General features: G+C 51.7%; 11 protein-coding genes. 8 read left to right on the top strand and 3 right to left on the bottom strand.

The window, feature by feature from the left end:
• Nucleotides 1-131: 131 nt before the first annotated feature.
• Nucleotides 132-734 (bottom strand): TetR/AcrR family transcriptional regulator, encoded by a 603-nt coding sequence (locus tag P6574_RS18675; RefSeq protein ID WP_310621728.1) that lies wholly within the window; start codon nt 732-734, stop codon nt 132-134.
• A gap of 314 nt (nt 735-1,048) precedes the next feature.
• On the opposite strand from P6574_RS18675, the gene P6574_RS18670 reads away from it, so the two are divergent.
• Nucleotides 1,049-1,414: a carboxymuconolactone decarboxylase family protein gene (locus P6574_RS18670; protein ID WP_310622196.1), complete on the top strand. Its 366-nt coding sequence runs from the start codon at nt 1,049-1,051 to the stop codon at nt 1,412-1,414.
• 205 nt (nt 1,415-1,619) lie between these two features.
• On the opposite strand, the gene P6574_RS18665 is transcribed toward P6574_RS18670, so the two are convergent.
• Nucleotides 1,620-2,375 carry an SDR family oxidoreductase gene (locus P6574_RS18665; protein WP_310621727.1) on the bottom strand — a complete coding sequence of 252 codons (756 nt, stop codon included), beginning with the start codon at nt 2,373-2,375 and terminating at the stop codon, nt 1,620-1,622.
• Nucleotides 2,376-2,704: 329 nt separating this feature from the next.
• On the opposite strand from P6574_RS18665, the gene P6574_RS18660 reads away from it, so the two are divergent.
• Nucleotides 2,705-3,214, top strand: a complete 510-nt coding sequence (locus P6574_RS18660) for an AprI/Inh family metalloprotease inhibitor (RefSeq protein WP_310621726.1) — start codon at nt 2,705-2,707, stop codon at nt 3,212-3,214.
• Nucleotides 3,215-3,380: 166 nt separating this feature from the next.
• Here the strand turns inward: P6574_RS18660 and P6574_RS18655 are convergent, their stop codons facing one another.
• Nucleotides 3,381-3,719 (bottom strand): hypothetical protein, encoded by a 339-nt coding sequence (locus P6574_RS18655; protein WP_310621725.1) that lies wholly within the window; start codon nt 3,717-3,719, stop codon nt 3,381-3,383.
• 410 nt (nt 3,720-4,129) lie between these two features.
• Between P6574_RS18655 and zapE the strand changes: the two genes are divergently transcribed.
• The 6 genes from zapE (at nt 4,130) to P6574_RS18625 (ending at nt 12,245) form a co-directional block, all read left to right on the top strand.
• A complete protein-coding gene (zapE, locus tag P6574_RS18650; protein WP_310622195.1) occupies nt 4,130-5,314 on the top strand; it encodes a cell division protein ZapE in 1,185 nt (394 codons plus the stop codon).
• Nucleotides 5,315-5,494: 180 nt separating this feature from the next.
• Nucleotides 5,495-6,457, top strand: a complete 963-nt coding sequence (gene mdh, locus P6574_RS18645; protein ID WP_310621724.1) for a malate dehydrogenase — start codon at nt 5,495-5,497, stop codon at nt 6,455-6,457.
• A gap of 61 nt (nt 6,458-6,518) precedes the next feature.
• Entirely contained in the window at nt 6,519-7,712 is a 1,194-nt protein-coding gene (gene sucC / locus P6574_RS18640) for an ADP-forming succinate--CoA ligase subunit beta (RefSeq protein WP_310621723.1), read from the top strand.
• 34 nt (nt 7,713-7,746) lie between these two features.
• Complete coding sequence (locus tag P6574_RS18635) at nt 7,747-8,154, top strand: hypothetical protein (RefSeq protein ID WP_310621722.1); 408 nt, start codon at nt 7,747-7,749, stop codon at nt 8,152-8,154.
• 6 nt (nt 8,155-8,160) lie between these two features.
• Entirely contained in the window at nt 8,161-9,072 is a 912-nt protein-coding gene (sucD, locus tag P6574_RS18630) for a succinate--CoA ligase subunit alpha (RefSeq protein WP_310621721.1), read from the top strand.
• 203 nt (nt 9,073-9,275) lie between these two features.
• Entirely contained in the window at nt 9,276-12,245 is a 2,970-nt protein-coding gene (locus P6574_RS18625) for a 2-oxoglutarate dehydrogenase E1 component (protein ID WP_310622194.1), read from the top strand.
• Nucleotides 12,246-12,287: the final 42 nt, after the last annotated feature.

The raw sequence follows: 12,287 nt of genomic DNA, 5'->3' as shown, positions 1-12,287 counted from the left end.
GTTGAGACCGGTTTCATGCAGGAAAGGATAGGCCTTGATGATTGATAAACCCTTGAAGGTGCAGTTGAAATTAATAGTGAGTATTTTTGCGGAAATATAAATCTAAATATAGCTAAATTGAGATGTAATTCTTACAGGCGCTTTTCTAACCCCTTTAATATGAGCATTACCACACCCGTGCATTCTTCCCGCAAAACTGCAGGGTCTTCCTCGCCAAACAGCTGCGCATAGCGGAACTTGGTGGTGGCAAAGTGGATGAGTTTTGACGTGCGCCGGACATCTTGCACATCAAATTCCTCGGAAAAATTTCCCGATCTCAAAACAGTCTCTATGATGGGGCGCGACTGGTATCTCAATTTATCGAAATAGCTGCGGCGTTTGCTGGCAATGGCCTGCATGCAGCTTGCAAGACCGGGGTTTTGCTCAAGCAGGCGGAAGGTCTCTTGAAACTCAAAGAGCAGAACCTGTTTGAGGCGATCTGTGGCACTGGCGTTATGGTCTGCCGCGTTTTCCAGCCGGGCGATCATCTTCATCACCTCGTTGCCAACAACAGCGCACGCCAGATCCATCTTGCTTGGGTAGAAATTGTAGATATGGGCCATGGATATATCGGAGGTCTCCGCAATTTTGGCAATTGCAGAGCCCTTGTATCCCTTCGTGAGAAAGGATTTGCGTGCAGCTTCCAATACATCAGCTGCCCGCCCTTGTACGGTTAAGTACTCCATTGCGGCCATATAAACGGTTTCCTGAAAAAAACGAGATAAAATCAGAAACCACACTTAGCGCCCTATTGCAACGCATATATGACTATTAGTCCCTATGAATGTACTGCCCAGTGCGAGGTGGGGGAGGGGGGCAAATTGTGTATGATGGCATCCCCGCTACGTGGAGAGTATGTGGTATTGGCCGCATTTGCTTTGTTCATGTGAGGGATCAGCAAAATCTCACCTCCATAAATTTGCTGTTTTGGGCCACTGGGGAATTGACCTCTCTTCATTTCTCTTTAATATAAGAAAAATCTAATGTAGAAATAACTAATGGAATGGGTATGACCGTAGAAAACTGGCCGGATTATCTAAAGGGCATGGATGGAAAGCTGGGCAAGCTGAGGCCAGAAGTGCCGGAGATCATGAAGGGCTTTGGGGCTATTGCAAAAAGCGCAATTTCTGAAGGGGCGCTGGACAGCAAAACCAAGGAACTTATGGCTCTGGCCGTGGGGATTGCCGCAAGATGTGACGGATGTTTGGGATACCACACAAAAGCCGCCATCAAATACGGCGCAACCCGTGAGGAAATCACCGAGACAATTGGTGTTGCTATTTACATGGGCGGTGGTCCATCGCTCATGTACGGCGCAGAAGCTCTTGCGGCCTTTGATGCATTTTCCAAACAGCAGGCAAACGAAACGCTGTAGTTTGCTGAAGAAATAGTGAACCGGAAATAACAGACTTCGCGCGGGTGTTAAGGTTGTCCGCAGCCTTGCGTTCCCCAAGTTTTCCGCGTCAGGTTTCCCATCTACAAGGTTCACTGTTGTGCTGGGGCATGCCTTTGAGTTTTATGAGGTATGCCCCACGCTCAGTGTTTTCCCGAGAAACTGGCGGACGTTGAAAAAGTCTTTGCTAGATCAGCCGGACTGAAACGCCTCCGTCTGCGGCCATAGCGCCTCCTGTCACAAAGCTGGAACGTTTTGACAATAAAAACAGGGCGGCTTCTGCGATCTCTAAGGGTTCTGCCATACGCTTCAGAGGATGAAGGTTGGAAATGAAGGTGTGCCCTTCGGGATCATCTCCGGCCATTGCGGTTCTGGTTCCCCCTGGAAGCAGGGCGTTGATACGAATGCTATCCGGCCCATGCTCTGCCGCGAGCGATTTTACAAGACCAACCAGCCCAGCCTTGCTTGCCGCATATGCGCCCATCCCCGGCATGCCGCTGTTGAGCGCACCAACAAAAGAGGATGTGAAAACGATTGATCCACTGCCGTTGCTTTTGAGGGCCGGAATTTGCGCTTTGGCCGCATAAAACGCACTGGTGAGATTGGTAGTCAGCACATCATTCCAGTTGGCGCTGTCCATTTGGGGGAGTGGAACCATCTCGCCCATCATGCCCGCATTATTGAAGGCACCATGAAATGATCCGAAAGTGTTCAGCGCATGCTCTACCAAAGCAGTGGCGTAAGTTTCCTGAGTGACGTCTCCTGCCAGATAAGTGGCCGCCCCGCCGTTCTGGGTGATCTTGTTTGTTAAGGCGTGAAGCTCCGGTTCCCGTCTGGCCCCCAAGACTACATTTGCCCCCTCAATGGCGAAAAGCTCGGCTGCCGCTGCACCAATTCCGCTGCTTGCACCTGTGATAATGATTGTCTGACCGCGTAATTCCATTGCACCCTCCTTCGGTTTGGATGGGGGAACTATTGGTCTGTACGCATGTCAAAACTACCCGATAAGCGAGTCTGCTTCTAAGTGCTTTGCGTGGTGCTGTCATGGGGCGGGTGTTTTGCGTGGATGTTTGCCCGTCTTGCCGGAGTGCCCATGCGAAACGGCTGTATCAACCCTAGGGCCGTGGTGGTGCCCCCATAAAATCATGGGTTTTAGGGGGAAAACTCATTTTTTTCAGCATCCGTTCTTTCCCTGTTTACGATTTAAGGGCAACTTTGCCGAGAGTTATTTTTTGTGGTTCTCGCGGACCGTAGACGGCAGGGAGAATTGCCATGAATCGCAGTTTGACACTTGCGCTGGTTTCTGTGCTGGCCATTTCGACAATGGCCTGTCAGCGCACCACATATACACGCAGTTACGTGACGCCTTTACCGGCAACGCCTGTTGCACCGGTTGGGGGGCAAAATCTGGCTCCGCTTGATCAGTCGCAGATGGGACAAACGGCGGCCAATAACACTCAAGTGGCTTCCGCACCAACTGACCTGCAGCCAGCAGGCTCGGGGCAGGTGGGACGCACCGATTTGCTGGGCGGCTGGAGCGTTTCTTCTGGAACCGATAGCTGTAAACTGTTTATGACGCTCACCACATGGAGTGGCGGCTACCGTGCCAACACCCGCGGGTGTGGCAATGACAACCTGTCGCGTATTGCCGCGTGGGACCTGAAAGGAAATAACGTTGTCTTGAAGGATGCTGCGGGCTCGGATCTGGCGACATTGTCCGGCGGCTCTGGCATGTATAGTGGCTCCACATCAGCTGGCGCGCCGATCTCGTTCTCCCGCTAGGGGTGATGCGAACACAATTTTTAAAAGGACCAGAGAGGGTGCTCTCTGGTCCTTTTTGTTTGGTTGCGAACTCAATCCTCGTGCAATACTCGTGACAACAAGAATGCCTAAAGCGTACCTTGGAAGATTGGGAAGAGCGGCTTTGGGATGAAAGCTTGAGAGAGGGCTAGTCTGCCTTTTTGGTTGGGGGCGCGTCATTCCGGGACTGGGTGCGCTTTGCCCGCGAGAGGGAGTCAGTCCTCAAGGTCTGTATCTGGGATGGGGAGAAAATCGCACTTTTGGGGTTGTGGTGGTTGTCGCACAAGTCCAGACTTTCCCCATAACATCCTTCGGGGTAACCGGCGGGATACCCGCCCGTTTCCTCATTGCAGTAGGAAACCCAGTTGTTATAGCATTCGCCCAAAGTGGAGCCCATGCCAGGCCCCTCTGCATTTGCAGTGGCAACAAAAAGAAGGCCTGCGAAAGTCGTAGCGGTTGCAGCGGCTGTGATTTTTCTAAAATGCATTCCATTTCCAATTTCATTTAGTGTGAATGATTGTATGAGGCGCTGTAGAGCGCTGATTTGCTCATGCGGTAAGCGCCGCTGCTTATGTCACTAATGAACTTGTTGAAAAATCCTCGCTTACACTCTGGGTATTTGTTGCAAAAAGGATGATATATATTGGCTGGTGACAAGTGGATGACAACGCATATCGCCTTACTCACCCAGCGCGCGCCTCACTCTAAGGGAAATTAAGTACGAGGTGAGTGGTCAGGAAAATTGAATCCTCCTCCCGACGTTACGCTAGGTTGCTTAAGCCTGTGGAAAACTGTGAATTGAGAGACCAGCTCAGTGCATACTGCCCTTACCACTGATAACGGAGTTCTTGTTTAAGAATTAAAGAAGTGCTGGCTGAGCGTATCCGCACAGCGCTGATGGAGTGGTATCTTGTGAGTGAAACGGTTCCTGTAATTTCAACTGTGGTTGGGCGCTATGAAAACATGGTCTCACAGGGAGAGATTGAGTCCGATCCGGCGCAGCGTGTTGTTGTCGAGAAATTTGATGCCCTGAATCTGCGCCTTCTGGAGACAAAGGTTGCCAGCAAGAAGAGCTCTTTGGGCTGGCTGTTTGGCAAGCGCAAGCAGGCGCTGGATGCCGTAACTGGCCTTTACATCTGGGGAGATGTGGGGCGCGGTAAAACCATGCTTATGGACCTGTTTTTCGAGATTTCCGCAGAGCCGCGCAAGCGCCGCCAGCACTTTCATGAGTTCATGGCCGAAACCCACGATAGGGTGTTTGAAGCACGCAAGAAAATCGAGAGCGGCGAGATCAAGGGCAGTGATCCGATCATCCCTGTTGCCAACGATATTGCGGCAGAAATCCGCCTGTTGTGTTTTGACGAATTCACTGTGACCGACATTGCCGATGCCATGCTTTTGGGGCGCTTGTTTACCAAGTTGTTCGAGCATGGGGTTGTGGTGGTGTGTACCTCCAATGTGGACCCCGAGGACCTTTATAAGGACGGCTTGAACCGCAATCACATCCTGCCCTTTATCGACTTGTTGCAGGAGAAGGTGGAAGTGCTGCGCCTTGATTCGCGCACCGATTTCCGGCTGGAAAAGCTAGCAGGGAGCGAGCTTTATATTTCTCCTCTTGGTGAACAAGCGGACGAAGAGCTGGCCGCTATTTGGCGCAACTTGAATCACGGCCTTGCCTCCCATGAGCAGGAGCTTGAGAATCATGGGCGAAAAATTCCGGTTCGTAAGGCTTGCTCCGGTTCCGCGTGGTTTACTTTTGATGAACTGTGCAATCAACCGCTGGGAGCTTCTGACTACTTGCGAATCGCTCACGCTTATCACACTGTTTTTATTGAAAATGTTCCGGTTCTTGCGCCGCAAAAAAGAAATGAAGCTAAACGGTTTATAAATCTTATTGATGCCCTATATGATAATGGCAACCGGCTTGTAATATCAGCCGCAGCGGATCCAACCGCTTTATATGTAGCACCCAGCGGGACCGAAGCGTTCGAATTTGACCGTACGGCCTCCCGTCTTATAGAAATGCGTTCTCCGGAGTACTTGTTTACTGCCGAAAATACTCAATTAGTGAAAAATTTGTAAAAAATTCAGAAATGGAATTTTGGACAACTTTGTGACCCTATTAGAAAAAAGGCGCATTTTTTCAAAAATGGGCTTTTTTGCGGGTATTTTACTTGCACCGACCTTTGAAACCAGCTACGCCTGCGACAAATAGACCTTTTAAAACCCTCGGTCTAGTTTACGTAAACGGGAGCTACTTGAATGGCACGGAACAAGATTGCGCTAATTGGTTCAGGTCAAATTGGCGGAACACTGGCCCACTTGGCTGGCTTGAAGGAACTGGGCGATATCGTACTTTTCGATATCTCTGAAGGTACACCACAAGGTAAAGCGCTTGACTTGGCTGAATCTTCACCAGTTGACGGCTTCGATAGCAAGCTGTCCGGTGCAAACACCTACGAAGATATTGCAGGTTCTGATGTTGTCATCGTAACCGCTGGTGTTCCTCGTAAACCAGGCATGAGCCGCGATGACCTCGTTGAAATCAACTTGAAGGTTATGGAGCAGGTTGGTGCTGGCATCAAAAAATACGCTCCGGACGCATTCGTGATCTGCATCACAAACCCGCTGGACGCCATGGTTTGGGCTTTGCAGAAATTCTCCGGCCTTCCAACCAACAAGGTTGTGGGCATGGCTGGCGTTCTGGACAGCTCCCGCTTCCGCTACTTCCTCGCTGACGAGTTCAATGTTTCCGTTGAAGACGTAACCGCCTTTGTTCTTGGTGGTCACGGCGACACAATGGTTCCGCTCACACGCTACTCCACTGTTGCCGGTATTCCGCTCACTGACCTTGTTAAAATGGGCTGGATCACTGCCGAGCGTCTTGAAGAGATCGTTCAGCGCACACGTGACGGCGGCGCGGAAATCGTGAGCCTGCTCAAAACCGGTAGTGCTTTCTACGCTCCTGCTGCCTCTGCAATTGCAATGGCCGAGAGCTACCTGAAAGATAAAAAGCGCGTTCTGCCATGTGCTGCACACCTTTCGGGTGAATATGGTCAGAAAGACGTTTACGTAGGCGTTCCGTGCATCATCGGCGAAAACGGCGTTGAGCGTGTGATCGAGATCGACCTGAACAGCGACGAGAAGACTATGCTCGACAAGTCTCTGGACGCTGTTGACGGCTTGGTTAAAGCTTGTAAGAAAATTCAACCGGCTCTCGCATAACCGGTTGCCGCATAAGACCGGTGTTTTGCGCCGGTCGCTCCCTAGTTAACAGGCAGGGCAAATGAATATTCATGAATATCAGGCAAAAGCAGTACTGAAAGAGTACGGTGCTCCAGTTGCCGAAGGTGTTGCGATTTTCTCCGCTGATGAAGCGGAAGCTGCAGCAAAAAGTCTTCCAGGTCCTCTTTGGGTTGTTAAATCCCAGATCCACGCCGGTGGCCGCGGTAAAGGTAAGTTCAAGGAACTTCCTGCGGACGCAAAGGGCGGTGTTCGCCTCGCGTTCAATCTGGATGAAGTGACTTCCCACGCAAAAGACATGCTGGGCAACACGCTGGTGACCGCTCAGACAGGCGACGCTGGTAAAGTTGTAAACCGTCTTTACATTGAAGACGGCGCGGACATCGACCGCGAATTGTACCTCTCCCTTCTGGTTGATCGCACATGTGGTCAGGTTGCATTTGTTGCATCCACTGAAGGCGGCATGGACATTGAAGATGTTGCGCACAACACGCCAGAGCTGATTCTGACACTGCCAATCGACCCGATCGAAGGCGTGACAGAAGAAAAAGCCTCTGCCCTGTGCGATACATTGAAGCTGGAAGGCGAAGCCCGTGCGGACGGCATGAAGCTGTTCCCGATCCTCTACAAAGCATTTGTAGAAAAGGATATGGCGCTTCTGGAAATCAACCCGCTGATCGTTATGGAAAATGGCCGTGTACGCGTTCTGGATGCCAAAGTATCCTTCGACGGTAACGCCCTGTTCCGCCACGACGACATTGTCGCGCTGCGTGATGAGACCGAAGAAGACGCAAAAGAGATCGAAGCTTCCAAGCACGATCTGGCTTACGTCGCTCTTGACGGAAACATCGGCTGCATGGTGAACGGCGCTGGCCTTGCCATGGCAACCATGGACATCATCAAGCTGTACGGCGCAGAGCCTGCAAACTTCCTCGACGTTGGCGGCGGTGCTTCCAAGGAAAAGGTAACAGCTGCGTTCAAGATCATCACATCTGATCCAAACGTGGAAGGCATATTGGTCAACATCTTCGGCGGTATCATGCGCTGTGATGTGATTGCAGAAGGCGTTCTGGCAGCTGTTAAAGAAGTCGGCTTGCAGGTTCCTCTCGTTGTGCGCCTTGAAGGCACCAACGTTGAACAGGGCAAGAAAATCATCAACGAGAGCGGCATGAACGTTATTCCTGCTGACGATCTGGATGATGCAGCTCAGAAGATTGTAGCAGCGGTTAAAGGTTAATCGGCGCAATATTCATAGCCATAGAAAGCGCTTTATGAAATCGTGTGTACTTACAATTGGAGAAATGTGGGTCTCTATCGCGTTCAGCGGTGGTTTCTCCGTTGTTGTACTTTCTGCCTTGCTGAACTTTGGTTTCAACATAGGCTTGATCGCGATGACAAAGCGCTTTTTCAGCCAAAGGGGCGTAAGAGTTGTCTTTACAGTTCTAAGCGTTGGCGCGGCCCTCTGGCTTGGCGGCCTTGAATATGTCTGTCACGAAATCCAATCGCTAGAGCCATATACTACCGAAGACGGTTTTGAAGTAGATTATGGTTTAAGTATGATGACTTTATTTTCTCTTTTTGGCCCAACTATTCCGGTCATCATTGTTGGATTTTTAGGTGCGGTTTGCGGGCTTTTCCTGCCAATAGGCAAGGCGAATAGCCGAGGATTGAAAGAGTAAACGGATATGTCCATTCTCGTTGACAAAAATACAAAGGTCATTGTTCAGGGTCTGACCGGTAAAACCGGTACATTCCACACTGAACAGGCTTTGGAATACTTCGGCACCAAGATGGTTGGTGGTGTTCATCCTAAAAAGGGCGGCCAAACTTGGTCGGGCGGCATTGAAGGTGCTGCCGAGCTGCCAATTTTTGCCTCCGTTAAGGAAGCCAAAGAGGCAACTGGTGCAAACGCTTCTGTTGTTTATGTGCCGCCTGCAGGCGCTGGCGCTGCCATTATTGAGGCAATTGATGCTGAAATTCCTCTCATCGTTTGTATCACGGAAGGTATTCCAGTTGCAGACATGGTGAAGGTTAAGGCGCGCTTGGACAAGTCCAACTCCCGCCTGCTCGGCCCGAACTGCCCCGGCGTTCTGACCCCTGAAGAGTGCAAGATCGGCATCATGCCGGGCTCCATCTTCAAGAAGGGTAACGTTGGTATCGTCTCCCGCTCCGGTACACTGACTTATGAAGCTGTGTTCCAGACAACGCAGGAAGGCCTTGGCCAGACAACTGCTGTTGGTATCGGCGGTGACCCTGTGAAGGGCACAGAGTTCATCGACATGCTGGACCTGTTTTTGGACGATCCTGAAACAGAATCCATCATCATGATTGGTGAAATCGGTGGTTCTGCGGAAGAAGAAGCTGCTGAATGGTTGCAAGAGCAAGCTAAAAAGGGCCGTAAAAAGCCTATGGTTGGCTTCATTGCAGGGCGTACAGCGCCTCCGGGCCGCACAATGGGTCATGCCGGTGCTGTGATCTCCGGCGGTAAGGGCGGAGCAGAAGACAAGATTGCGGCAATGGAAGCTGCGGGTATCCGCGTATCTCCATCACCTGCAAAACTTGGCAAGACGCTCGTTGAAGTTTTAAAAGGCGCTTAAGTTAAGCCTTTTGCCACCTAAGCTCTTTAAAAGAGGTAGATGGCACCAAAAATTGGGGGACGCGTTCGCCAATGCGTCGCCCACATTGAGGGGTAGCTGGCCACCAGTTTTTCAGCTACCAAAACGCGGTTCCGGGTTCCAGATGCTTGATTATGCATCGGCCCATAAGAAAGCAGGGCGAAGCAAAACTTCGCTTTAAAAGCATGGCACGGCAGGACGCGAACAATGTATTCGCGCTGACGTCGTTCCTTTACGGCGCCAACGCTCCTTATATTGAAGACCTATACGCTCAGTATCAGGAAAACCCCAGCTCACTCGACCCCGAGTGGCAAGAATTCTTCTCATCTTTGCAAGATAACCCGGCTGACGTTATCAAGGAAGCTCGTGGAGCAACCTGGCAACGCCCCGATTGGCCAATTCCCGCCAACGGTGAACTGGTGTCTGCACTGGACGGCGATTGGCCGGCCGAGCAAGTCGTTGAAAAAAAGATCAAGTCCAGCGCCAAAAAAACCGGCGTTGAACTGACAGATGCTGAAGTCCAGCAGGCTACACGTGACAGTGTACGCGCACTGATGATGATCCGTGCTTACCGTATGCGCGGCCATCTGCATGCCGACCTTGACCCGCTGCACCTTGCAACACCCGGTGATCATGAAGAGCTGCATCCGGCAACCTATGGCTTCACCGAGGCCGATTGGGATCGCAAGATCTTCCTCGACAATGTTTTGGGCATGGAGTTTGCCAGTATTCGCGAGATGCTGGAAATCCTGAAGCGTACCTACTGTTCCACCCTGGGTGTGGAATTCATGCATATTTCCGACCCTGCGGCAAAGGCATGGATTCAGGAACGCATTGAAGGGCCGGACAAGCATGTGGCCTTTACGCCGGAAGGCAAGAAGGCGATCCTCAATAAACTGGTTGAAGCCGAAGGCTTTGAAAAGTTTCTTGACGTCAAATACACCGGCACCAAACGTTTTGGCCTTGATGGCGGTGAAGCGCTTATTCCGGCTCTTGAGCAGATCATCAAGCGTGGCGGTGCGCTGGGTGTTCAGGAAATTGTTCTGGGCATGGCGCATCGTGGCCGTTTGAACGTGCTTTCTCAAGTAATGGGCAAACCGCACCGGGCGATCTTCCACGAGTTCAAGGGCGGCTCCTACGCGCCGGACGATGTGGAAGGTTCTGGTGATGTGAAGTATCACCTTGGGGCCTCTTCGGACCGCGAATTTGATGGCAACAACGTTCACCTGTCTTTGACAGCGAACCCCTCGCACCTTGAAATCGTGAATCCGGTTGTTCTGGGTAAGGCCCGCGCCAAGCAGGACCAAGAGTCTGGCTGGGTGGAAACAACCGAGACTGACCGCTCCAAAGTGCTGCCGCTGCTGCTGCACGGTGATGCGGCGTTTGCAGGTCAAGGTGTTGTGGCTGAATGTTTTGGCCTTTCTGCCCTGCGCGGTCACCGTACTGGTGGTTCGATCCACGTGATCATCAACAACCAGATCGGCTTTACCACCAACCCGCGTTTCTCCCGCTCCTCGCCTTATCCGTCAGATGTGGCGAAGGTGATTGAAGCACCGATCTTCCATGTGAATGGCGATGACCCTGAAGCGGTCACCTATGCGGCGAAAATCGCCGTTGAGTTCCGCCAGAAGTTTGGCCGTCCTGTCGTGATCGACATTATCTGTTATCGCCGCTTCGGCCATAACGAGGGCGATGAGCCAGCGTTCACGCAGCCAATCATGTACCGCAAGATCCGCAAGCATGAAACAACCTTGCAGATTTACGGCGACAAGCTGGTAAGCGAAGGTTTGATTGCCGCTGATGAAGTGGACAAGGCGAGAGCCGAGTGGCGTACGCATCTGGACCACGAATTTGAAGTGGGCAATGAGTATAAGCCAAACAAGGCTGACTGGCTGGATGGCAAATGGTCAGGCATGAAGATTGCCAAGCAATCTGACGAGCCGCGCCGTGGCCAGACATGTATTGCCGATGACAAGCTCCTTGAGCTGGGTCATATGCTCTCTACTGTTCCTGAAGGGTTTAATGCTCACCGCACGATCCGCCGTTTCATGAACAATCGCGCCAAGATGATTGAGGACGCGAAGGGCATTGACTGGGCCATGGGTGAAGCACTGGCATTTGCCGGACTTCTGGATGAAGGCATTGCAGTTCGCCTGTCCGGTCAGGACTGTGAACGCGGTACATTCTCCCAGCGTCACTCCGTGCTGTATGATCAGGAAAACGAAGACCGTTATATCCCGCTCAACCACGTTGCCAAGGGGCAGGCCCGCTACGAAGTCATCAACTCCATGCTGTCTGAAGAGGCTGTGCTTGGGTTTGAATATGGCTACTCCTTGTCTGAGCCAAATGCTCTAACCATGTGGGAAGCGCAGTTCGGTGACTTTGCAAACGGTGCGCAGGTGCTGTTTGACCAGTTCATCTCTTCTGGTGAACGCAAGTGGCTGCGTATGTCGGGCCTCGTGTGCCTGCTGCCGCATGGCTATGAAGGCCAAGGACCGGAGCATTCCTCCGCACGCCTTGAGCGCTTCTTACAAATGTGTGCAGAAGACAACATGCAGGTTGCCAACTGTACAACACCGGCCAACTACTTCCACATTCTGCGCCGTCAGATGAAGCGTGACATTCGTAAACCGCTGATCCTGATGACACCGAAATCTTTGCTGCGTCACAAGCGTGCCGTTTCGCATCTGGCAGATTTTGGAACAGACAGCTGTTTCCACCGCTTGCTGTGGGATGATGCCCAGTCACATCCTGGTTCAACGGTTGCCTTGCAGGCTGATGACAAAATCCGCCGTGTGGTTCTGTGTACTGGTAAGGTTTACTACGACCTGCTGGAAGAGCGCGAAAAACGCGGTATTGACGATGTCTACCTGCTGCGTGTGGAACAGCTTTACCCGTTCCCGACCAAAGCGCTTTGCACCGAGCTTAAACGCTTTAAGAACGCGGATGTGGTGTGGTGTCAGGAAGAGCCGAAGAACATGGGTTCATGGTTCTTTGTTCAAGAATATATTGAATGGGTTCTTGAACATGTTGGTGCCAAGGTTACGCGCCCACGTTATGTTGGCCGCCCAGCTGCTGCTGCAACGGCAACCGGCTTGATGTCTAAGCATCTTGCCCAGTTGCAAGCCTTCTTGGACGATGCGTTCTCAGTGTAGAGCGCACCACCCTTTGGAATTTTATTTTAACGGCCCCTTTGG

Source organism: Pseudovibrio sp. M1P-2-3 (assembly GCF_031501865.1).
Lineage (GTDB): Bacteria > Pseudomonadota > Alphaproteobacteria > Rhizobiales > Stappiaceae > Pseudovibrio > Pseudovibrio corallicola.
Note: the sequence above shows the minus strand (reverse complement) of the source record. Positions and strands in the feature narration are given on the sequence as shown.

What these genes read in the sequence shown, in the direction of transcription:
- mdh (WP_310621724.1), top strand. Translation starts at nt 5,495, where the DNA reads ATGGCACGGAACAAGATTGCGCTAATTGGTTCAGGTCAAATTGGCGGA.
- zapE (WP_310622195.1), top strand. Translation starts at nt 4,130, where the DNA reads ATGGAGTGGTATCTTGTGAGTGAAACGGTTCCTGTAATTTCAACTGTG.
- P6574_RS18655 (WP_310621725.1), bottom strand. Translation starts at nt 3,719, where the DNA reads ATGCATTTTAGAAAAATCACAGCCGCTGCAACCGCTACGACTTTCGCA.
- P6574_RS18660 (WP_310621726.1), top strand. Translation starts at nt 2,705, where the DNA reads ATGAATCGCAGTTTGACACTTGCGCTGGTTTCTGTGCTGGCCATTTCG.
- P6574_RS18670 (WP_310622196.1), top strand. Translation starts at nt 1,049, where the DNA reads ATGACCGTAGAAAACTGGCCGGATTATCTAAAGGGCATGGATGGAAAG.
- P6574_RS18635 (WP_310621722.1), top strand. Translation starts at nt 7,747, where the DNA reads ATGAAATCGTGTGTACTTACAATTGGAGAAATGTGGGTCTCTATCGCG.
- sucD (WP_310621721.1), top strand. Translation starts at nt 8,161, where the DNA reads ATGTCCATTCTCGTTGACAAAAATACAAAGGTCATTGTTCAGGGTCTG.
- sucC (WP_310621723.1), top strand. Translation starts at nt 6,519, where the DNA reads ATGAATATTCATGAATATCAGGCAAAAGCAGTACTGAAAGAGTACGGT.
- P6574_RS18665 (WP_310621727.1), bottom strand. Translation starts at nt 2,375, where the DNA reads ATGGAATTACGCGGTCAGACAATCATTATCACAGGTGCAAGCAGCGGA.
- P6574_RS18625 (WP_310622194.1), top strand. Translation starts at nt 9,276, where the DNA reads ATGGCACGGCAGGACGCGAACAATGTATTCGCGCTGACGTCGTTCCTT.
- P6574_RS18675 (WP_310621728.1), bottom strand. Translation starts at nt 734, where the DNA reads ATGGCCGCAATGGAGTACTTAACCGTACAAGGGCGGGCAGCTGATGTA.